Origin of the sequence: Ralstonia sp. 24A2 (assembly GCF_051783885.1) — a bacterium.
In the GTDB taxonomy this organism is placed as follows: domain Bacteria; phylum Pseudomonadota; class Gammaproteobacteria; order Burkholderiales; family Burkholderiaceae; genus Ralstonia.
In genome coordinates this window covers 463,604-481,746 of record NZ_JBPVZD010000002.1, presented here as the reverse complement: position 1 = coordinate 481,746, position 18,143 = coordinate 463,604, and the positions used below count along the sequence as shown (strand labels likewise).

General features: G+C 64.4%; 20 protein-coding genes. 11 read left to right on the top strand and 9 right to left on the bottom strand.

Features of this window, described 5'->3' with window-relative positions; genetic code table 11:
• The first annotated feature begins 2 nt into the window (after positions 1–2).
• Positions 3–857 carry a tetratricopeptide repeat protein gene (locus ACS13N_RS07060; RefSeq protein ID WP_438930987.1) on the top strand — a complete coding sequence of 285 codons (855 nt, stop codon included), beginning with the start codon at positions 3–5 and terminating at the stop codon, positions 855–857.
• An 18-nt stretch (positions 858–875) separates the two neighbouring features.
• On the opposite strand, the gene ACS13N_RS07055 is transcribed toward ACS13N_RS07060, so the two are convergent.
• The 4 genes from ACS13N_RS07055 to ACS13N_RS07040 form a co-directional block, all read right to left on the bottom strand.
• Entirely contained in the window at positions 876–1,853 is a 978-nt protein-coding gene (locus tag ACS13N_RS07055) for a 2-dehydropantoate 2-reductase (RefSeq protein ID WP_438930986.1), read from the bottom strand.
• A 15-nt stretch (positions 1,854–1,868) separates the two neighbouring features.
• Entirely contained in the window at positions 1,869–2,693 is an 825-nt protein-coding gene (locus tag ACS13N_RS07050; protein WP_438930985.1) for a class II aldolase/adducin family protein, read from the bottom strand.
• A gap of 103 nt (positions 2,694–2,796) precedes the next feature.
• Positions 2,797–3,738: a DUF2272 domain-containing protein gene (locus ACS13N_RS07045; protein ID WP_438930984.1), complete on the bottom strand. Its 942-nt coding sequence runs from the start codon at positions 3,736–3,738 to the stop codon at positions 2,797–2,799.
• A 146-nt stretch (positions 3,739–3,884) separates the two neighbouring features.
• Positions 3,885–4,163: an HU family DNA-binding protein gene (locus ACS13N_RS07040; protein ID WP_021197116.1), complete on the bottom strand. Its 279-nt coding sequence runs from the start codon at positions 4,161–4,163 to the stop codon at positions 3,885–3,887.
• Between the two features lie 653 nt (positions 4,164–4,816).
• Between ACS13N_RS07040 and ACS13N_RS07035 the strand changes: the two genes are divergently transcribed.
• The gene (locus ACS13N_RS07035) at positions 4,817–5,356 is read left to right on the top strand and encodes an SET domain-containing protein (RefSeq protein ID WP_438930983.1); all 540 of its coding nucleotides are present in this window, start codon (positions 4,817–4,819) and stop codon (positions 5,354–5,356) included.
• A gap of 23 nt (positions 5,357–5,379) precedes the next feature.
• Here the strand turns inward: ACS13N_RS07035 and ACS13N_RS07030 are convergent, their stop codons facing one another.
• Positions 5,380–7,059 carry a sensor histidine kinase gene (locus ACS13N_RS07030; RefSeq protein WP_438930982.1) on the bottom strand — a complete coding sequence of 560 codons (1,680 nt, stop codon included), beginning with the start codon at positions 7,057–7,059 and terminating at the stop codon, positions 5,380–5,382.
• A 10-nt stretch (positions 7,060–7,069) separates the two neighbouring features.
• Positions 7,070–7,783, bottom strand: coding sequence for a response regulator transcription factor (locus ACS13N_RS07025; RefSeq protein WP_438930981.1), 714 nt, complete (start codon positions 7,781–7,783; stop codon positions 7,070–7,072).
• Between the two features lie 104 nt (positions 7,784–7,887).
• Here ACS13N_RS07025 and ACS13N_RS07020 point away from each other — a divergent pair, with 104 nt between their 5' ends.
• Positions 7,888–8,115, top strand: a complete 228-nt coding sequence (locus ACS13N_RS07020) for a DUF3717 domain-containing protein (RefSeq protein WP_039598312.1) — start codon at positions 7,888–7,890, stop codon at positions 8,113–8,115.
• A gap of 24 nt (positions 8,116–8,139) precedes the next feature.
• On the opposite strand, the gene ACS13N_RS07015 is transcribed toward ACS13N_RS07020, so the two are convergent.
• Together ACS13N_RS07015 and phhA are read right to left on the bottom strand one after the other, a co-directional pair.
• Positions 8,140–8,445 carry a 4a-hydroxytetrahydrobiopterin dehydratase gene (locus ACS13N_RS07015; RefSeq protein ID WP_438930980.1) on the bottom strand — a complete coding sequence of 102 codons (306 nt, stop codon included), beginning with the start codon at positions 8,443–8,445 and terminating at the stop codon, positions 8,140–8,142.
• Between the two features lie 47 nt (positions 8,446–8,492).
• A complete protein-coding gene (gene phhA / locus ACS13N_RS07010; protein ID WP_438930979.1) occupies positions 8,493–9,437 on the bottom strand; it encodes a phenylalanine 4-monooxygenase in 945 nt (314 codons plus the stop codon).
• A 138-nt stretch (positions 9,438–9,575) separates the two neighbouring features.
• Here phhA and ACS13N_RS07005 point away from each other — a divergent pair, with 138 nt between their 5' ends.
• The 4 genes from ACS13N_RS07005 (at position 9,576) to ACS13N_RS06990 (ending at position 12,899) form a co-directional block, all read left to right on the top strand.
• Complete coding sequence (locus tag ACS13N_RS07005; RefSeq protein ID WP_438930978.1) at positions 9,576–10,052, top strand: Lrp/AsnC family transcriptional regulator; 477 nt, start codon at positions 9,576–9,578, stop codon at positions 10,050–10,052.
• 95 nt (positions 10,053–10,147) lie between these two features.
• The gene (locus ACS13N_RS07000) at positions 10,148–10,915 is read left to right on the top strand and encodes a lysoplasmalogenase (protein ID WP_438930977.1); all 768 of its coding nucleotides are present in this window, start codon (positions 10,148–10,150) and stop codon (positions 10,913–10,915) included.
• A gap of 49 nt (positions 10,916–10,964) precedes the next feature.
• On the top strand, positions 10,965–11,966 hold the full coding sequence (locus ACS13N_RS06995) for a delta(1)-pyrroline-2-carboxylate reductase family protein (protein ID WP_438930976.1): 1,002 nt from the start codon (positions 10,965–10,967) through the stop codon (positions 11,964–11,966).
• A 204-nt stretch (positions 11,967–12,170) separates the two neighbouring features.
• On the top strand, positions 12,171–12,899 hold the full coding sequence (locus ACS13N_RS06990) for an OmpW/AlkL family protein (protein ID WP_438930975.1): 729 nt from the start codon (positions 12,171–12,173) through the stop codon (positions 12,897–12,899).
• A 63-nt stretch (positions 12,900–12,962) separates the two neighbouring features.
• On the opposite strand, the gene ACS13N_RS06985 is transcribed toward ACS13N_RS06990, so the two are convergent.
• Complete coding sequence (locus ACS13N_RS06985) at positions 12,963–13,652, bottom strand: TetR/AcrR family transcriptional regulator (protein WP_438930974.1); 690 nt, start codon at positions 13,650–13,652, stop codon at positions 12,963–12,965.
• Positions 13,653–13,842: 190 nt separating this feature from the next.
• Between ACS13N_RS06985 and ACS13N_RS06980 the strand changes: the two genes are divergently transcribed.
• From ACS13N_RS06980 to ACS13N_RS06965, 4 genes are read left to right on the top strand one after another with little or no spacing between them, the layout of a single operon-like run.
• Positions 13,843–15,042 (top strand): porin, encoded by a 1,200-nt coding sequence (locus tag ACS13N_RS06980; RefSeq protein WP_438930973.1) that lies wholly within the window; start codon positions 13,843–13,845, stop codon positions 15,040–15,042.
• Entirely contained in the window at positions 15,042–15,422 is a 381-nt protein-coding gene (locus ACS13N_RS06975) for a c-type cytochrome (protein ID WP_438930972.1), read from the top strand. The genes ACS13N_RS06980 and ACS13N_RS06975 overlap by 1 nt, the downstream gene beginning before the upstream one ends.
• A complete protein-coding gene (locus tag ACS13N_RS06970) occupies positions 15,415–16,869 on the top strand; it encodes a D-arabinono-1,4-lactone oxidase (protein ID WP_438930971.1) in 1,455 nt (484 codons plus the stop codon). Before ACS13N_RS06975 ends, ACS13N_RS06970 begins: the two co-directional genes overlap by 8 nt.
• Positions 16,862–18,136: an alanine racemase gene (locus tag ACS13N_RS06965; protein ID WP_438930970.1), complete on the top strand. Its 1,275-nt coding sequence runs from the start codon at positions 16,862–16,864 to the stop codon at positions 18,134–18,136. The genes ACS13N_RS06970 and ACS13N_RS06965 overlap by 8 nt, the downstream gene beginning before the upstream one ends.
• Positions 18,137–18,143 lie beyond the last annotated feature (7 nt).

Here is an 18,143-nt window from a genome sequence, read left to right as displayed (position 1 = left end):
CCATGCCTTCTCTTCGTTCCGCATCGGCCGCGTGGCCCCATACGCCCGCCGCCGAGGTGCCGCACCAGTCAAAGCGCCAGTCGGTGCCGATGCTGACGGTGGCTGCCGCGCTGGCAATCATCGTGACGGTCGGCGGTTGGCTGTCGCACGCACGACAGGCACCCGCCGTCGATGCCACGCAACTGGAATCGTGGCGCGCGATGGTCGTGCAGGCGATGGAGCCCGAAGCGCTGCGTCAGTTGCGGCAGTTGGCGCGCAGTGGTTCGGTGCCGGCGCAGTCGGCGCTGGGTGAAGCCTTGCTCAGCGCGCACGACGGCTCATTGCGTAACGAAGGGATGCGCTGGCTGGAGGCGGCCGCCGAACCGGTCAACGGCGCGGGCAATGGTGCAGCCGGCAATGTGTATGCGCAGCTCTCGCTCGGCAAGGCGTTGCTGCTGGGCACGGGGGGCGTGGCGCGTGACTATCCACGCGCGCTCCGTCTCCTGCGCCAGGCTGCAGACAAGGGCGATGCCGCCGCCGCGTACTACCTTGGCGTGATGTATCGCAGCGGTTACGGCACGGGCATCGACACCACACAGGCCGCGCACTGGTTCGACCGCGCAGCGCAGCACGGCATTCCGGGCGCGATGTTCATGCTGGCCAATGCCTACCGTGATGGGGATGGCGTACCACACGATGAAGCCCGGGCGCTGGCGTTATATCAAGACGCCGCCGAGCATGAATTGCCCGAAGCCGTGCAAGCCTTGGCGATGGCGTATCAAAACGGCGAACTCGGCCTCAAGCGCGATGACGCCGCGTATCACCAGCAGTGGATCGAAACGGCGCACGCGTTGAAGCACCCCGCGTTGGCACCGTAACGAAGCCGTATCGCTGTCTCAGTACAACCCTCGGGTCTGGGCGTGCAAGCGCACCAGACCCAGCAGGGCATCGATCTGCGGCGTCGGCACACCCACGTGCTGACCAATCTCCCGCACCGATGCCACCAGCGCGTCGATCTCCAGCGGGCCACGTCCGGCTTCAGCATCCTGCAGCATTGATGTTCTGAACGCGCCCAACTGGCGTGTCACCGCGCTGCGTTCTTCGCCGCTTTGCGCGATCGGGCAACCGATGCGTGCGCCGATGGCCTTAGCCTCTTCCATGATGGCCAGGCAGAAGGCGCTGACTTGCGGATCATCGAGGATCCGGTCGCACGTGGCACCCGTGAGCACCGACACCGGGTTCATCGTCATGTTGCCCCACAGCTTGAACCAGATGTCGCGCTGGATGGCTACGCTGCGTTCGATCTGCAGGCCCGCACGCTCGAACACAGTGCTGATCGATTCCAAGCGTTGTGATGCGCCACCCGTGGGTTCGCCCAGAATCAACCGCTTGCCAAAACCATGCCGTACATGACCCGGTGCAGATGTTGAGCACGTCAGGTGCACGACGCAGCCGACCACGTTCTTTGTCGGAATCGCTGCGGCAATCCGGCCATGCGGATCAATCGATTGCAGGCGCTGCCCCTCTAGCGGACCGGCTCGATCAAAGAACCACCACGGCACACCGTTCATGGCCACCACGACGCAGGTATCCGGGCCGATAAGTGGGGCGATGGTTTGCGCGACGCTTTCCATCGCCGGTGCCTTGACGGCAACGATCACCACGTCCTGCACGCCGAGTGCCGTTGCATCGTTGCTCGCGTGAACGGGTACGGTGTGCGTGGTGCCGTCCTCAGTCAACCGCAAGCCTTCGGTGTGCAACGCATCCAACGTCGCACCGCGTGCCAACACATTCATGGATTCACCAGCCAGCGCGAGCTTCGCGCCCAGATACCCGCCGACAGCGCCGGCGCCCACGATGCAGATGCGTGTCATGTGCTTGGAAAAGAATCAGGAACGGTAAGAGGGATCGATGCGCTCGACGGTGCGGGTCAGCGCCGCAAACACATCTTCGCCTGCACCGAAGTTCGGATTGAACTGCAATGAGTCGCGCGTGCAGTTGCGCGCAATGGCCTCGGGAATTTCCAGCACAGGGCCCATCGATGTAGAAGCCAGTTGGATCTCGCAGGCGCGATTGAGCAGCCACAGCACGGCAAACGCCCGCGCAATCGAGTCACCCCACGCGAGCAGGCCGTGGTTGCGCAGAATCACTGCGGGCTTGTCGCCGATGTTCTGCACCAGGCGCGGGCCTTCATCGGCATGCACGGTGATGCCCTCGAAGTCGTGATACGCCACCTTGCCGTGCAACTGCGCCGCGTAGAAGTTGCTGATCGACAGACCGTCACGCGCGCAAGCCACGGCCATGCCGGCGGTCGTGTGGGTATGCATGACGCAATGCGCGTCCGGAATACCGGCATGAATGGCCGCATGCACCGTAAAGCCCGCCGGGTTGACCGGCCAATCCGGCTGGCCAGCCGCGCGCTGCACGTTGCCCTGCAGATCGATCTTCACAAGGTTCGATGCGCAGACCTCGGCATACGTCAGGCCAAACGGGTTGATGAGAAAGTGGGGGCCGCCATGTTCGCTGGCGCCGTCTTCAGGCGGCAGGCGTAGCGTGATGTGGTTGTAGATCAGCTCGGTCCAGCCGAGGTGCGCAAAAATGCGGTAGCACGCCGCCAGCTTCACGCGTGCGACCCATTCGCGCGGGCCGCACCAGGTGGGGCGATGGGCCTGAATGTCCGATCCGGCATCGGGAGAAAGCGAAAGCACCGTCATGACCTGTCTCCTGGTCGTGGCGCTGGTCGGATTGCCCGCGCCCTGGTGATTCACATGTTAATGAATTTACTCCGAACGTCAAACCGCGTGACGTTCAGTGTTGTCACGGCAACTGGTTACGCAGGATCACCAGCCACTGCATGACGGAGTTGGTGTACGGATCCACCTGGTTGGCGTCGTTCAACTCGGTGATGCTCATCGAGGCGGATTGCTGCACGTTGCCACCGATCGACTTGACCTCGTGGCGAACCAGATCCACCTCGACAATGAGATCGCAATGCATGGGGGTCATACCCGAGCGAATCTCGGCCGGATCGGCCATGAAGCGGTCTGCGCCGCGTGCGGTGCAGATCAGGTCGCCGGGGCGCGGCACGGCCGGTGTGCGTTCGAGTACAAAGGCGGGATGCCGGAGCAGGTGGTCGCGCGCATCGGTCACGTACTCGGCGTGCGTGGCGCCTGTGAGGAACTGGTCGTTCTGCAAACCCGCCTTGCGCATGATCCATGAGATAAACACGGCAGACCACGCCCAACCACCGGTGGTCAGTTGCTGGCAGGTCGGCGTCTTACCGACGATGGCCCAGTAGCGCTTGGCAAGTACGCAGCCGCGCGCAGTGGCTTCGCCTCCGGTGCCGTCCGGATAGCGTAGGCACGGTGCAGCCGATGGCGCTGCAGCGGTGGCGGCCTGCGGCTTTGACGGCGGCATGCCGGTGCCCGCTTCCGCATCGGATGGTGCAGGCGTCGGATCATCCGGCGTCAGCCAGCGGCCTTGCGGCTGGTCAGGGAAACCGCCAGCCGTCACGCAATACGTATCGTCACGCCCCACACGCACCACCTGGCGCCCCCAGCGATCCCATTCGGTTAGCGCAATCTCGATCATCTTCTGACGCGGCGTCGCACCGGGCGTGGTCTGCACGACCTCGTTGTCGGGCAGCGGCTCCGCTTGCGGGCGTGCAGGCGGCGTCGTACAGCCTGCAAGCCAGACGGCAGGGGCAATCAGGAGAACCGGGAGCGCAAGGCGCAGAACGCGCTGGAAGGGGCGGGGCATGTGTGGGAGGGGCAGATCAGGCCTGACGGGGAGACAGGCCCTCCGACGTGGTACGCCAGCGCTGCGGGCTGGTCACGCATGCGTTGGCATGCCACGTCGTTGGCGAGAGACCAGACAGGCTGGTTCACGCCAAGGTCGTCATCACCTTAGGCGTTGACGGCGTCCTTGAACTTCTGGCCGGCCTTGAACTTGACGGTCTTGGCAGCTTCCACCTTGATTTCTTCGCCGGTGCGCGGGTTACGAGCCATACGCTCGGCACGCTCGCCCTGGCTGAAGGTACCAAAGCCGATCAGGCTGACCGCGTCACCTTTGCCAACGGATTCCATGATGGCCGCGAGCGTCACGTTCAGTGCCTGCTCGGCCTTGGCCTTGGTCAGACCGTCTACACCGCTGGCGATGGCGTCGATCAGTTCGGTTTTCGTCATTGCTTGACTCCCTTCAAGAGTAGATAAAACACACATCGGAGCCTCCGGGGGGCGGCTCCAAGGGCGACATGATACCGGCATGCGCTTGTCGCCGGCATGTGTGCTTTGTAACGGCGCATGGCACGCAGGTTCCGCAAACCCGCATGGTGCTTGCCTTGCGAGGCGGGGCCATCACATCAGGATCGACACATTGCGTTTTGCTTTGGGACTGGTTTGCTCGTCGTTGATAGGAACGACGCAAGTCGATCGATGGGTTTACCTTTTTCTTTATGTATACAGATAGTAGTAGTAGATAACGGTGGATATCTTCTGTGGATAACCGAAAAAAGCGCTTTGCGTTCAATGACTTGCTGCAAGCAAAACCACTTGCACAGTGTGTGCCCTGAGGTGGATGACTTGCGGGTTTCGTCAGACCCCCCGTTGGCAACCTCGTCACTTGTGCCCACACCATCGACAGGGCAGCCACAGACAGCCCACATCCTTTGCCGGTAGTTATCCACAGCGGCAGGCCGGGTTATCCACACGGCTTGTCCACAGCGGTTATCCACATGGGATGGGTTGCATGGGGTTGCGGCACGTGTCGAGTTGCCATGCTTTTGGTGTAGGCTCACGGCTTCGCTGATCGACGTTTTTTGCTTTTGCCCCAACGCCTTATGACACGCACGTCCCCTGATGCCACGCCGGCCCTGGCTGAGTCCTCGCCCGCGCCGGAAGCCCCGGCCAAACCGCGCCGCCGTGATCGCATCGAAGTGCGTGAATCGGGCGTACATGGGCGCGGCGTGTACGCCGTCGCCCCGATCGCCAAGAACAAGAAGATCATTGAATACAAGGGTGAGCACATCTCGTGGAAGGAGGCGCTGCGCCGCCATCCGCACGATCCGACCGACCCGAATCACACGTTCTACTTCAGCCTGGAAGACGGCAGCGTGATCGACGCCAAGTTTGGCGGCAACCGCGCGCGCTGGATCAACCATTCCTGCAAGCCGAACTGCGAGGCACGTGAGAAGGACGGCCGCGTCGTCATTCACGCCCTGCGTGATATCGAACCCGGCGAAGAGCTGTTCTACGACTACGGCCTTGTCATCGAAGGCCGCCAGACCAAGGCGCTGAAGGAACAGTTCGCGTGCCGCTGCGGCGCGAAGAAGTGCCGCGGCACGATGCTGGCGCGGCCCGAGAAGACCAAGAAGAAGTAAGGCGAGGAGGGGCCGTCCGTCGTTCAGGCGGACTCGTTCACCAAAGGCAGGCGTAAAACGAAGCGCATCACACGGCAACCGTCACGGGCCACAGCGTCATCAATGGCGACCGTGCCGCCATGCAGGCGCACGATGTCGTGCACGATGGCCAGGCCCAGGCCGCTGCCCTGTGGTTGACCGGGCAGATGGTCCGCATCGCCACGGAAGAAGCGCTGGAACATGTCGCCGCGGCGCTCGGGCGGAATGCCCGGGCCGTTGTCTTCTACACTCACCACACCCCACCAGCGCGAGACGGTGTCGGCTTCGATTCCGGCGCGCAAGGTGACACGCCCTCCAGTCGGCACGTATTTGATGGCGTTGTCGAGCAGGTTGTTGATGGCCTCGCGCAGTAGCACCGCATTGGCCAAGACCGGCGCCTGCAATGAACCCGGCGAGGCCGCTTCCTGTGGCCAGGCCTCGAAACCCAGATCCAACCCGCGCGCCAGCGCACGCGGTACCCACTGCGCGCCCGTATCAAAAGCGAGGGATACCAGATCGACCCGCGTCGGCGGCCCCAGTTGATCGAGTGTCATGCCTGGCTCGGCGCGCGCCAGTGTCAGCAGCTGGTTGGACAACCGTACCGCGCGGTTGGCACCTGACTGCAACTCCAGCAGCGCAGGCCGGGCGTCTTCCAATGTCTTGGCATCGACAGCGCGGTCCGCATGCAGCTTCAATGCCGTGAGCGGCGTACGCAACTGGTGTGCGGCATCGGCGATGAAGGTGCGCTGCGCCTCGAGGGCATCGCGCAGGCGGGCCAGCAGCGCATTCATCGCGTTGATGAGCGGTTGCAGTTCGGCCGGCACGCGCCGCGCAGAATCGGGTGGCAATGGCGTCACGGATTGCGCGCTCTGCTTGTTGAGCGTGTCGGCCAGCGTTTGCAGCGGCTGCAGCTCTTCCTTGAGTACAAGCGAGAGGATCAGGCCACCAACCGCCAGCAGCACGATCAGCGGAATCGACACCGACAGCAGCACTTCCTTGGCCGCGGTATCGCGGTGGTCGAGCAGTTCCGCCACTTCCACGACGATGCCGTTCTCCGGTTGGCCGGCATAGGGTGGTGTGGCCGGGTTCAGCGCAGGGGCTGTCTGGGCCTGCGTGGGGGCGAGGGCGGGGCGCGTGACGTCGTCTTCCGGGTCTGGCGGTGCCGGCTGGCGCGGGGAACGCGGTTTGGGGATTTCCGCGCTGACGCCCGGCACCAGCAGGTGCACGGCGCGCACCTGTTTGCCGTCGACCCAGCTATAGAATACACGCGCTTCCCCAATGCGGACCTGGCCCGAGCCGTAGCCGAGCAACGTGTCGCGTCCGGCCAGCGTGCCGCTGGGTCCGGCGATGCGCCAGAAGATGCGGTCTTCCCCACCGTTCTGTACGAGCGTCTGGGCGGTTAACTCGATGTCGTACAGCTTGGCGGCCGGCACATGCGGCCCCGCAATGCGGATCTGTTCCGCCAACGTGTTGGCCACGCCCACCAGTGCGCGGTCAAATACCTGCGTGGTGTAGTGCGCGGCCAGCCAGTACGACAGCGCACCGGTACCGACCACCAGGCCGAACAGCGGCGTCGCCAGCGCGCGCAGCAAATGCAGGCGCAGGCTGACGGCGACGCCGGTGGAGGCCTCCGTTGCTGAAGCAGCGGAATCGCGCAAGACAGCGGGCCGGTGGCGCTTGAACATGAGAGGAAGGCTAGGCCGCCGCGCCGCGTGCCTGCAGCAGATAACCGAAACCGCGCACGGTGACGATCTCGGCGTCGGAGTGTTCGATTTTGCGGCGCACACGATGCACGTACACCTCGATCGCCGTGTCGCCCACCACGTCGTGACTGGCCTCACCAATGGCGTGGCCAAAGCTGGCAAGGTGGTCCTGTAGTTGCACCTTGCTGACCACGCGGCCTTGTCGCAGCATCAGCAGCTCCAGCACCGCGAACTCGCGTGGCGACAATTCCAGCGGTGCGGCCTCAACAAAGATGCGTCGTTCGCTGCCGCTCATGCGCAATCGACCGACCAGGATGTCAGGGCGTGCGATTGGTGCGGTCGGATCCCCACGCCTGCGCAATAGCGCCTGCACGCGGGCCACCAGTTCGAGCATTTCGAAGGGCTTGAGCAGGTAGTCATCCGCGCCGGCATTCAGGCCGTTCACTTTGTCGAGCAGGCCATCGCGTGCGGTGAGGATCAGCACCGGCGTGACACTGTCGCGTGCCCGAAACTGCGACAGCAGCGTCATGCCGTCGATGCCCGGCAGGCCAAGGTCGAGAATCACCAGATCGTGCGTCTGTTTGGCGAGCTGCTCGGCGGCAAATACGCCGTCATGCACCGTGTGCACGCGATGCCCGGCCTGGGTGAGTCCGGCGTGGATACCGCTGGCAATGGCGTGGTCGTCTTCAATCAGCAGGATGCGCATGGAATGGGCCTGGATGCGGCGGTCCTTAAATCGGAATGGAGTGGGGCGACGGAGCGCACAGAAAAGGGCAATCTGCACCGATGGCGCAGCGCTACAATGCGCGGATGACCGATGCCCTGCTCACCATCACCGACCTGGAGGCCGCCATCAACTTTTGGCGCGCCCGTTCACCCGCCGAAGGCGAGGAATTGCGGCTGTGTGCCGAGGCGTCGGCGCTGGCCAAGCCGTATGCGCTGATGATTGTACAAGGCGCCACCCGCATCGCACCTGAGCAACTGGGCGACAAGGCGCGGGCGGCGTATGAGGCGTGGCGCGCCGCCGTCGGTGCGTAGGCGCGTAGCTCAGTCGTTGGCGGGTTACTTCGCGCCGGTGCTCTTCGCAGCTTGTTCGATGAAGCGCGCGAGATCGGCGTCACGGTGCGTGAGGCCGTTTGCGTCATGCGTGGACAAGGTGATATCCACGCGATTCCACACGTTGAACCACTCCGGGTGGTGATTCATCTGCTCGGCTTTCATCGCCACGCGCGTCATGAAGCCGAACGCGGCGTTGAAGTCAGCAAAGGTGAAGGTCTTCTGGATCGCATCGCGGTCGCTCTGCAGCGACCAGCCGGGCACTTCGGCAAACAGGGCCTTGCGTTGGTCGTCGTTCAGGGTAGGCATCATGATTTCCGGCGGAATGTGGGTGTGAATGCGCGCAGTATAGTCAGCGCTCAGATATCCGCCGTGTCTGCCCAACCTTCACGGTTGCCGACGTTCAGCACCAGATCCCCATCCACCACATCGCCGGCACCAATGGTCGGCAGCGCGGCAAGTTCTTCATACAGTGGCGTGAAGTCCGGGCGCGTGGCGTCGAACAGTTGCTCGAAGCTGTTGATGGTGAAGTAGGTTTTCTGGAAGGTGTCGATGCGATAGCGCGTGCGCATGATGCGGCGCACGTCAAAACCGATGCGGTTCGGGCTGGCTGAATCCAGTGCGTACACCGATTCACTCTTGCTCGACACGATGCCCGCGCCGTAGATGCGCAGGCCGGCCGGCGTGCGGATCAGGCCAAATTCCACCGTGTACCAATACAGGCGCGCCAGCATGTCGAGCTGCCCGAGGCGTGCCGCCTTCAGGCCGCCTTTGCCGTAGGCTTCCATGTAGTCGGCAAAGATCGGGTTAATCAGCAGCGGCACGTGGCCGAAGATGTCGTGAAAGCAGTCCGGCTCTTGCAGGTAGTCGAGCTGGTCTGGGCGACGCATCCACCAACTGGCGGGGAAGCGGCGGTTGGCCAGGTGATCGAAGAACACTTCGTCCGGTACCAGACCCGGCACGGCAACGATCTGCCAGCCGGTGGCGCGCATCAGCGTTTCATTGAGCTGGTCGAACGACGGCACACCTTCGCGGCTCATGCCCAGCGTCGACAGGCCTTGCAGGAATTCATCGCACACGCGGCCCGGCAGCAGGGCCTCCTGGCGGTCGTACAGGGTGCGCCAGGTGGCGTGGTCGGCAACGGTGTAGCGGTGCACCGGCTGCTGCATGGTGAAATCAGCACGCAGCGTCTGGCCGTCCAGGCCTTCGGCAAATTGTTCGCGCAGCTTGTCGGTCAGGGTGCCGTTGAAGCCAGCCGGGGCCGCGTTTTGGGCAGCGTCGGGGGCGGTGGTTGCGATGTCCATTTGTGATGTCGATCTTGTCCAATCAGAGTCCGGCCAGTGTATTGGGGCGGCCACGCGGATTGGCCGCAAAACCGGCTTCCATTGCACGTCGTTTGCAGATTTCATGCAAAATCTCGGGTATCAACGCAGGAGATTTGCATGATTTCCCTGGATAACTTCGATCTAGCCCTGCTGGCGGCCCTTCAGCGCGATGGCCGTGCGACCCATCAGCAGCTTTCGGAACAGGTGCATCTGTCGGCCAGCCAGGTTGGGCGACGCCTGGGGCGCCTCGAATCTGAAGGGGTGATCGAGGGGTACCGGGTGGTGCTCTCGCCGACCGGGCTGGGGCTGGGGGTGACCGTGTTCGCCAGCGTCAAGCTCGCCCACCACGGCGATGCGATCGTCGAGCGCTTTCACGAGGAAATCAGCCTGCTCGACGCGGTGCAGGAGTGCTATTCAGTGGCCGGCGACGCCGATTACATGCTGCGCGTGGTCGTGCCGGATCTGCCGGCGCTGTCGGAGTTTGTGATGCGCAAGCTGATGCGCGTGCCGGGTGTGGATAACGTGCGCTCCAACATCGTGCTGACTGCGCTTAAGCGTGATGGTGCGCTGCCACTATCCCACCTTGGTGGGTGAATGCGTGCCTTGCGCCAGGGTGCGCGGCGTGTCACGCTGCAAGCCGGCGATCACTTTGCTGCAGTTGAATAACCTGTCTTGGGCGGGAGACCACGATGGTTGAAGGACACACCACGCATCCGGCGCACGCGCTGGCGCATCTTGCAGGCGGCTACGGCATGCCGGCACGGGTTCGCGCGTGGTGGGTGGCCGCAGCCATTGCGGGTGTCACTTACGGCGGCATGCTGACCATGGTGGCCGTCGAAGTGCCGCCTGGCACGCCGCTGGTTGGCCGCATCGCCCTGCAGCCGCTGTGGAAGATGCTGATGGCGTTGCTGCTGGCGCGTGCCGTGGCGCTGCACGAGATGCCGCGCGAGCGCCGCTGGCTGATCGGCGCCATGATTTTTTCCGCGCTGGGTGACTTGTGGCTGGCGCTGCCGGGCATCTCGATCTCGTTCATCGCGGGCTTGGGCAGCTTCCTGATGGCGCACCTGTGCTACCTGCGCGTGCTGGTCGGGCTGCGCGGGGCCTCGTCGCCCATCCGCCTGATCGGGGTCGGAGCCATGATCGGCGTGGCCATCGGCATGCTGCTCTGGTACTGGCCGGGCCTGGGTGAGATGAAGGGGCCAGTCATCGTTTATATGGTGGTGTTGTCGTCGATGGTGTGTGCGGCTTTGCTGGCGCGCCTGCCCGGGCCGTTGACTGCCTGGGGTGCGCTCGCCTTTGCCGCCTCGGATGCGATGATCGGCATCAGCGTGTTCGTCTTTCCGTTCACCGACCATGAGCTGGCGATCTGGTGGAGTTATGCCGGTGCCCAGCTTCTCATCAGCGCCGGGCTACTGACGCGCCGCACGCCGCCGCCGCGCCGGGTTGTTCCGGCGTAATCAGCGCAGTAGGTCCATCCCCCATTTTCATCCGCTGCAGGAGCCCCCGATGCTGCAGACTCTCGACGCCGCCGCCACGGCGGTTCGCCTGCCTTACGCTGCGCTGGCCGATGCCATTGCCCAGGTGCTGCGTGACGCGCGTGCCGGCCGGGCGCAGGCCCCCGCGCGGCTGGTGATGTCGGTGCCCGGTCCGGGCAGCCTGCTGCTGATGCCCGCATCGAATACCGACATCGCCATCACCAAGATGATTACCGTGCATCCGCACAATCCGGCGCGCAGCCTGCCGGCCATCCACGGCGAGGTGGTGGTGATGGATGCCCAGACCGGCGTGCGCCGCTTGCTGCTCGACGGCCCGACGGTGACCGCGCACCGCACGGCAGCCGTATCGCTGCTGGCCGCGCGCCTGCTGGCGCCGGAGCCGGCGGGAGATTTGCTGCTGATTGGCGCCGGTGCGCAGGCACGCGCGCATCTGGAGGCGTTCCGCTTCGGGCTCGGCACGCGGCGTGTGACCATCATTGCGCGCACGGCAGACAGTGCCGAGGCACTTGCCGCCCACGCGCGCCAACTCGGCATGGATGCGATGGCACTGGCCGGTGGTGACGCTGCGGGTGTGGCGGAGGCTGCCCGCGCGGTGTTGCCGCAAACGTCGCTGGTCGTTACCGCGACACCGTCGACGCAGCCGGTATTGCCGGATCTGGCCGGCCCGGATCACCCCGATGGCTACGCCTGGGCCCCGCATCACTTCATCGCCGCGGTTGGCGCGTTCCGGCCCGACATGGCCGAACTGCCGCCACGCCTGTGTGTACAGGCGGCGGCGGGCAATCGGCTCTACGCCGACACGCTGGTTGACCTGGAAGTCGAAGCCGGCGATCTGCTGCAGGCGGGGGTGCCGTGGTCGCGTGTGCGGCCGCTACAACAGTGCGTTGATGCGACACAAAGCACGCTTACGCAGGCGGCGCCGGTGTTGCCGGTCGTCTTCAAGAGCGTCGGCAGCGCGTTGTGGGATTTGGCCGCATGCGTGTTGGCACTGTCCAAATCCAAGCCCGTTTAAAAACGGAATGTGTGCTGAAGACGCCCGCCGCTGGCCGGTTTGGCGTGGCGCTTATAACAGGAAACCTCTAGAAAAAGGGTTCTAGCCAAGGCAATCACACGGGATAATGGCCATCCCTTCCGCCTGGGAGGAGACTTAGAACGCACCGGCAAACGTTCAAATCACGTTTGCCCTGGAAGCGTCTCAACAGGAGCACATACAGAGATGGCCTATAAAAAAGCACTGGCGGCTGCCGCCGGGATGATCCTCGCCACCGCCGCGCACGCACAGGCTGCCGGCAGCAACATCGTCAGCGCCGGCTGGTTCCGCGTCATGCCGAACAGCTCGAGCGACCCGCTCTTCGTGAAGAGCTTCAACGGCATGCCGATCAACCAATCGCAACCGGGCACCGGCGCCAAGATCCAGGAAGCCGATACCCTCGGTCTGGCCTTCACGCACTTCTTCACCGACAACTTCGCCGTGGAACTGGTGGGTGGCATTCCGCCGCGCCACAAGATCGAAGGCACGGGCTCGTTCTCGGGCTATGGCGAGATCGGCTCGGCCAAGCAGTGGAGCCCGGCCGTGCTGGCCAAGTGGTACTTCTTCAACGCCGACACCAAGCTGCGCCCGTACGTGGGTCTGGGCCTGAACTACACGTGGTTCAGCGATGCCAAGATCACCAACAGCGCGTTCCAGAACCAGGTGCTGGGCCGCGGCACGCCGGGCAGCACGAGCAGCGTGTCGACCGACAGCTCGCTCAACCCGGTGGTGAACGTGGGTGCAACCTACGCCATCACCAAGGACTGGTTCGTTGGCCTGTCGGTGTCGTATCTGCCGCTGAAGACCACGGCGACGATCGACACGACGCTGATCAACGGCGCGCGTATCCAGAGCGAAGCGAAGATCAAGATCAACCCGATCGTGACCTTCCTGAACGTCGGCTACCGCTTCTAAGCCGGTTCAGCGCAAACAAAAAGGCGTGCCACTGCGGCACGCCTTTTTTGTTGCCCTCGCGGCTTAAGTCCTGGCGATGGACTTCACGCCCGCCGCCGTCTTCGGCCCGGGAAAACGCTGCAGCAGGCCCAGCAGCAGCACGTCGACCAGCAACTCAAGATGCGGGGTGGCGTCGATGCGCGGGATCCATGGGTCATCGCCGGTGGCGATGCGCAGCGACGTCATGCCGTGCAGGCCTTCCCACAGCAGTTGCGTGACGAGGTGCAAGCCCTCTTCGTCGGCCTGGATGAAGCCTTCGGCCACCAGCTCGGCAGCCATGCCGTAGACGAAGCAATACGGGTCTTTGTCGGGGTTGCCGTATTCGAGCGTGGACGTTTCGATCGGCGCGGCCGGGCGCTGTTCCATGAACACCAGCGCGTAGTGCACGGGATGTTTCAGGCCGTAACTGACATACGCACGGGCGACCTGGCGTACGCGTTCGAGCGCGTTGCCGCCAGCCGCAGCAGCCTGCTGCATGAGCTTGTTGAGCTTGAGCAGGTCTTCGTCCATGGCCTGGGCGATCAGCGTGGCCTTGTCGCCAAAGAGGGCGTAGACCACGGTGGTCGAGAACCCGGCTTCTTCGGCCACCTTGCGCATCGTCAGTTCACGCGCGCCGCCGCGCAGCACGAGCTTGCGCACCACCTTGAGGATGTCCTTGCGCCGCTGGTCGAGCTCGCGCTGCTTGCGCTCGTGCAGGTTGCTGCTGCTGGCCATGTGTCTGAAGCCTGTCTCCCAATAGTGGGCTGATTCTAACCCGCCGATCACCGCTGCTGGCTTGATCTGGGCGGTCTGTTCCGTTTGAAACGCGTGCACCTCAGGGTGATCCCTTATTCAAGAACGACGTTTTCTGTACAGAATTGCGTTACTAAAAAAAACAATGTTATTTCCACAAGGAGAAGACCGCGTGAAGAGAACAGCGAGGACGACGCAGATCGCCTGCATGGCGCTGCCGCTGGTTGTGGGCAGCGCATGGGCACAGAGTTCGGTGCAGTTGTACGGGTTGGTGGATGCTGGTGTCCGCTATGAGACGCACGGCGTGTCGTACGGTGATGACGGCTCGCCCATCGGTACTGGATCGAAGCTCGGCATGACCAAGGGCGGCGGCATGACCGAGAGCTATTGGGGCATCAAGGGCAACGAGCAGATCGCCAATGGCCTGAAGGGCATCTTTCAACTGGAGAGTCACTTCGATCCGTCCAGCGGCCGCACGTGGCCCAAGGGCAGTGCGGAGTTCTTCCAGATTGCGTATGTGGGGTTGGAATCGTCGTCGCTCGGGCAGCTCACGCTGGGGCGCCAGTACAACGTGGTGATAGAGGGCGTCACGCTGGTCTACGGCTCCAACCTGTGGGCTGGTGGAGACCAGGACCAGTACGCCAACCTGTTCAAGCCCGAGCACACGATGATGGCGGGCAGCAAGACCAACAACATGGTCCACTACGGCGCGCAGCTTGGCGACGTGGTGGTGCTGGCGCAGTACGCGCTTGGCGAGCGTGCTGGTGCGGCCAGCCAGGGCAGCCAGTTCGGGGCATCGGTGGCGTATGTGCCGGAGGCGGGGCCGGTCAAGCTCAGCGCATCGTTCCTGCGGACCAAGGACGACTTCACCAACGCCACCTTCAACATCTACACCGCCGGCGGACAACTGGCGTTGGGCGGCCTGACCATCAATGCTGGCTATATCGAGAACCGCCGCGACAACAGCTTCACGTCGTTCGCGGGCGGCCCGTTCAGCCCGACGGACCTTGCCGGGCTCGGCATCATCTCTGCGGACCAGACCGTCGATCCGACACTGCCCGGCGGCTTCAGCAAGCGGCGCATGACCTTTGGCGGTGTGAGCTATCGCGTCTCGCCGGCGCTGACGGTGGCGGCCAACGCGTGGTTCACGCGGCAGTCCGGCTACACGCCGGACTTTGACGGCTCGGCTAACCAGTACCAGTTGATTGCCGGGTACTTCCTCTCCAAGCGGACGATGGTCTATGCCGAGGTCGACTACGCGCACTACAAGGGCGGGCTGGTCGGTGCGCAACTGGTCGGGCTGAACGCGCAGGGCCCAACGCTCTCCAGCTCGCAGATCGGCACGATGATCGGCATGCGGCATACGTTCTGATGACGCGCGGTCTCCTCTCTCTCTCCTGGTTGGCTGCCGCGCTGTGCCTGTCGGCGTGCGGCAGTGATGCACCTGCGGTGCCTGATGCCGCAGCGGTGCAGCGTGCTGAATCGCTACGCCCAACCAATACGGCGCTGACCGCGCAGTACGAACGCGCGTGCATGACCTGTCATGCAGTGCCCGGCAGCGGCGCACCGCTGACGGGCTTCACCGAGCACTGGAAACCGCGCATGAAGCAAGGCATGGACACGCTGGTGCGCCATGCCATCGACGGCTATCAGGCCATGCCCGCGCGTGGCCTGTGCGCCGACTGTACCGAGCAGGACATGCGCGCGCTCATCGGATTCATGGCAAACGGCAAGGACACATCGCATGAGTGATACGCAATCGCCGCAGCGGCAGGATCGCCGCACGGTGCTCAAGGCGGGGGCGGGCGTGGCGGCTGCGCTCGCGCTGGGTGGACAAGGCCGGTTGGTGCGGGCAGCCAGCACGCCTTTGGCGACATCGCCTTCCGCAGCTTCTACGTCTGCCACCAGCGGAATCGCTTCGCGTCAGCGCTGGCAGAACTGGTCGGGCATTCACACCTGTCAGCCTTCGGCCATCGCCACGCCGGCAGACGAAGGCGAGCTGGCATCGTTGCTGCGAGGCGCCGGCACAGGCGTGCGCTGCGCGGGGGCGGGGCATTCGTTTACCGGGCTGGTGCCGACCGATGGCACGTTGATCTCGCTGGACCGCATGTCGGGCGTGATCGCGGCGGATGCCGCGCGCAACACCGCGACGTTGCATGCTGGCACGCGGCTGGCGCTGCTGTCGCGTCAACTGGATGCGCAAGGCGTGGCGATGCGCAATCTGCCCGACATCGACGCGCAGTCCTTCGCCGGCGCCATTGCCACGGCCACGCACGGCACGGGTCGCACGCTGCAAGCGCTGCATGCCGATGTGATCGGCATGCGCCTGATGACGCCTGATGGCAACGTGGTCGAATGCAGCGAGCAGCGCAATCCGGAGCTGCTGTCGGCGGCACGGGTTTCGCTGGGCTCGCTCGGTGTCGTCACTCAGGTCACGCTGCGCACGGTGCCGTCGTTCAACCTGCATCGGCGCGTGTTTCTCAAGCCGCTGCAGGCGATGCTGGATGAGGCACCGACGTTGGCCAAGCAGCACCGCAACTTCGAGTTCTACTACTTGCCGTTCACCGGCTACGCGGCGGGCATCACGCACGACCTCTACGACGCTAGCGATGTGCTGACGCCGCATGCTGCCGACGAAGACATGCTGCGCGACCTGCGCCGCTTGCGCGACTGGCTCGGGCGCTTCCCGCAGTTGCGCCGCTGGGTGGCCGCCAAGTTGATCGACGTGAACCAGACGGAGGAGGCGAAGAACCGCTCGTGGAAGCTGCTTTCCACGCAACGCCCGACGCGCTTCAACGAGACCGAGTGCCACGTGCCGCAGGAGCAGGGCATTGCCTGTGTGCGTGAAGTCATTGCCAAGCTGGAGACGCGCAACGAGGTGTTCTTCCCGCTGGAGTTCCGCTTCGTGAAGGCGGACGACGCGTGGCTCAGCCCCTTCCACGGGCGCGATAGCTGTTCGATTGCCGTGCACGCGGCGCAGGGCGAGCCGTTCGATTACCTGCTCTCCGAGATTGGCCCGATCTACCGCAAGTACGAAGGGCGGCCGCACTGGGGCAAGTTGCACGACGTAGGGCCGGCGCAGCTGGCGGCGCTGTATCCGCGCTGGGGTGATTTTCAGGCGTTACGCCGCTCGCTCGACCCGCAGGGGAAGATGCTCAACCCGTATCTGCGCAAGCTGTTCGGGGTGGACCATGGCTAACCGGCGGCGGTTTCTTCTGGCGGCAGGTGTGGTTGCCGTGGGCGGTGCGGTGGCGCTGCGCCCGGGCGATCACGGCGGGCCGCATGGGCCGTACTTTGTGGGCTTGTCGGCGGCACTGGCGCAGGCGGGTATCAGCGTGCCGGTCATGGTGATCGACCGGGCGCGCATGCGTGCCAACGCCGCGCGGGTCGTGCGCAACATCAACGGGAAGATGGCGCTGCGGCTGGTGGCCAAGTCGCTGCCGTCGCTGCCGCTGCTCGACGAGCTGATGCAGCTCACGCGCACGCGGCGGCTGATGGTGTTCAACCAGCCGTATCTGCAGTTGCTGGCGGAGCAGCGCCCGGATACCGATCTGCTGCTCGGCAAGCCGATGCCTGCGCGTGCCGCGCAAGCGTTTTACGCGGCGTTCAAGGGCGAAGCGTTTGATCCGGCGCGGCAACTGCAATGGCTGGTCGATACGCCCGAGCGCCTGGCCGAGTATCGCGAGCTGGCGCGCGCCGGGCGCCATCCGCTGCGCGTGAACATCGAGATCGACGTTGGCCTGCATCGCGGCGGCGTGCGCGACGACCACGTCTTGGCGGACATGCTCAACATGATCGCCGCCGAGCCGTTGCTCGCGTTCGGTGGATTGATGGGCTACGACCCGCACCTGGTGAAGATTCCCGATCTGCCCGGTGCACGCGCCGGGGCGGAGCGCGATGCCAAGGCGATCTACACACGCTTCCGTGAGATGGCGCTGCGCACGCTCAAGCCGGCGTCGCCCGAGGCGCTGTGCTTCAACGCGGCGGGCTCGCCCACGTATCGCATGCATGACGGCAGCGGCGCAGCCAACGAAGTGTCGGTCGGATCGGCGATGGTCAAGCCGAGCGATTTCGATACGCCGCTGCTCGATGACCTGCAGCCTGCTTCATTCATCGCCACGCCGGTGCTGAAGTCCGGCGGCTTCCTGCTGCCTGACGGTGCGGAAGGTATCGGCCGCGTCGCCACTGCGTGGGACGTTAACCAACGCCACGGCTACTTCATCTACGGCGGCTACTGGCTGGCCGATCCGGTGTCACCGCCTGGGCTGTCTGCCAGCGGGTTGTACGGCAACTCGTCGAATCAGCAGGTGCTGGTGGGGTCCGGCACGCAGGGGCTGAAACCGAATGACTTTATCTTTCTGCGGCCGCGCCAGAGCGAGGCGGTGCTGCAGCAGTTCGGTGAACTTGTCGTCGTGGAGGAAGGCAACACACTGCACCGCTGGCCGGTGATGCCCGCGATGCCCTGAACGTTCA

Coding starts and splice junctions, on each gene's coding strand:
- ACS13N_RS07060 (WP_438930987.1), top strand. CDS start 3: ATGCCTTCTCTTCGTTCCGCATCGGCCGCGTGGCCCCATACGCCCGCC.
- ACS13N_RS07055 (WP_438930986.1), bottom strand. CDS start 1,853: ATGACACGCATCTGCATCGTGGGCGCCGGCGCTGTCGGCGGGTATCTG.
- ACS13N_RS07050 (WP_438930985.1), bottom strand. CDS start 2,693: ATGACGGTGCTTTCGCTTTCTCCCGATGCCGGATCGGACATTCAGGCC.
- ACS13N_RS07045 (WP_438930984.1), bottom strand. CDS start 3,738: ATGCCCCGCCCCTTCCAGCGCGTTCTGCGCCTTGCGCTCCCGGTTCTC.
- ACS13N_RS07040 (WP_021197116.1), bottom strand. CDS start 4,163: ATGACGAAAACCGAACTGATCGACGCCATCGCCAGCGGTGTAGACGGT.
- ACS13N_RS07035 (WP_438930983.1), top strand. CDS start 4,817: ATGACACGCACGTCCCCTGATGCCACGCCGGCCCTGGCTGAGTCCTCG.
- ACS13N_RS07030 (WP_438930982.1), bottom strand. CDS start 7,059: ATGTTCAAGCGCCACCGGCCCGCTGTCTTGCGCGATTCCGCTGCTTCA.
- ACS13N_RS07025 (WP_438930981.1), bottom strand. CDS start 7,783: ATGCGCATCCTGCTGATTGAAGACGACCACGCCATTGCCAGCGGTATC.
- ACS13N_RS07020 (WP_039598312.1), top strand. CDS start 7,888: ATGACCGATGCCCTGCTCACCATCACCGACCTGGAGGCCGCCATCAAC.
- ACS13N_RS07015 (WP_438930980.1), bottom strand. CDS start 8,445: ATGATGCCTACCCTGAACGACGACCAACGCAAGGCCCTGTTTGCCGAA.
- phhA (WP_438930979.1), bottom strand. CDS start 9,437: ATGGACATCGCAACCACCGCCCCCGACGCTGCCCAAAACGCGGCCCCG.
- ACS13N_RS07005 (WP_438930978.1), top strand. CDS start 9,576: ATGATTTCCCTGGATAACTTCGATCTAGCCCTGCTGGCGGCCCTTCAG.
- ACS13N_RS07000 (WP_438930977.1), top strand. CDS start 10,148: ATGGTTGAAGGACACACCACGCATCCGGCGCACGCGCTGGCGCATCTT.
- ACS13N_RS06995 (WP_438930976.1), top strand. CDS start 10,965: ATGCTGCAGACTCTCGACGCCGCCGCCACGGCGGTTCGCCTGCCTTAC.
- ACS13N_RS06990 (WP_438930975.1), top strand. CDS start 12,171: ATGGCCTATAAAAAAGCACTGGCGGCTGCCGCCGGGATGATCCTCGCC.
- ACS13N_RS06985 (WP_438930974.1), bottom strand. CDS start 13,652: ATGGCCAGCAGCAGCAACCTGCACGAGCGCAAGCAGCGCGAGCTCGAC.
- ACS13N_RS06975 (WP_438930972.1), top strand. CDS start 15,042: ATGACGCGCGGTCTCCTCTCTCTCTCCTGGTTGGCTGCCGCGCTGTGC.
- ACS13N_RS06970 (WP_438930971.1), top strand. CDS start 15,415: ATGAGTGATACGCAATCGCCGCAGCGGCAGGATCGCCGCACGGTGCTC.
- ACS13N_RS06965 (WP_438930970.1), top strand. CDS start 16,862: ATGGCTAACCGGCGGCGGTTTCTTCTGGCGGCAGGTGTGGTTGCCGTG.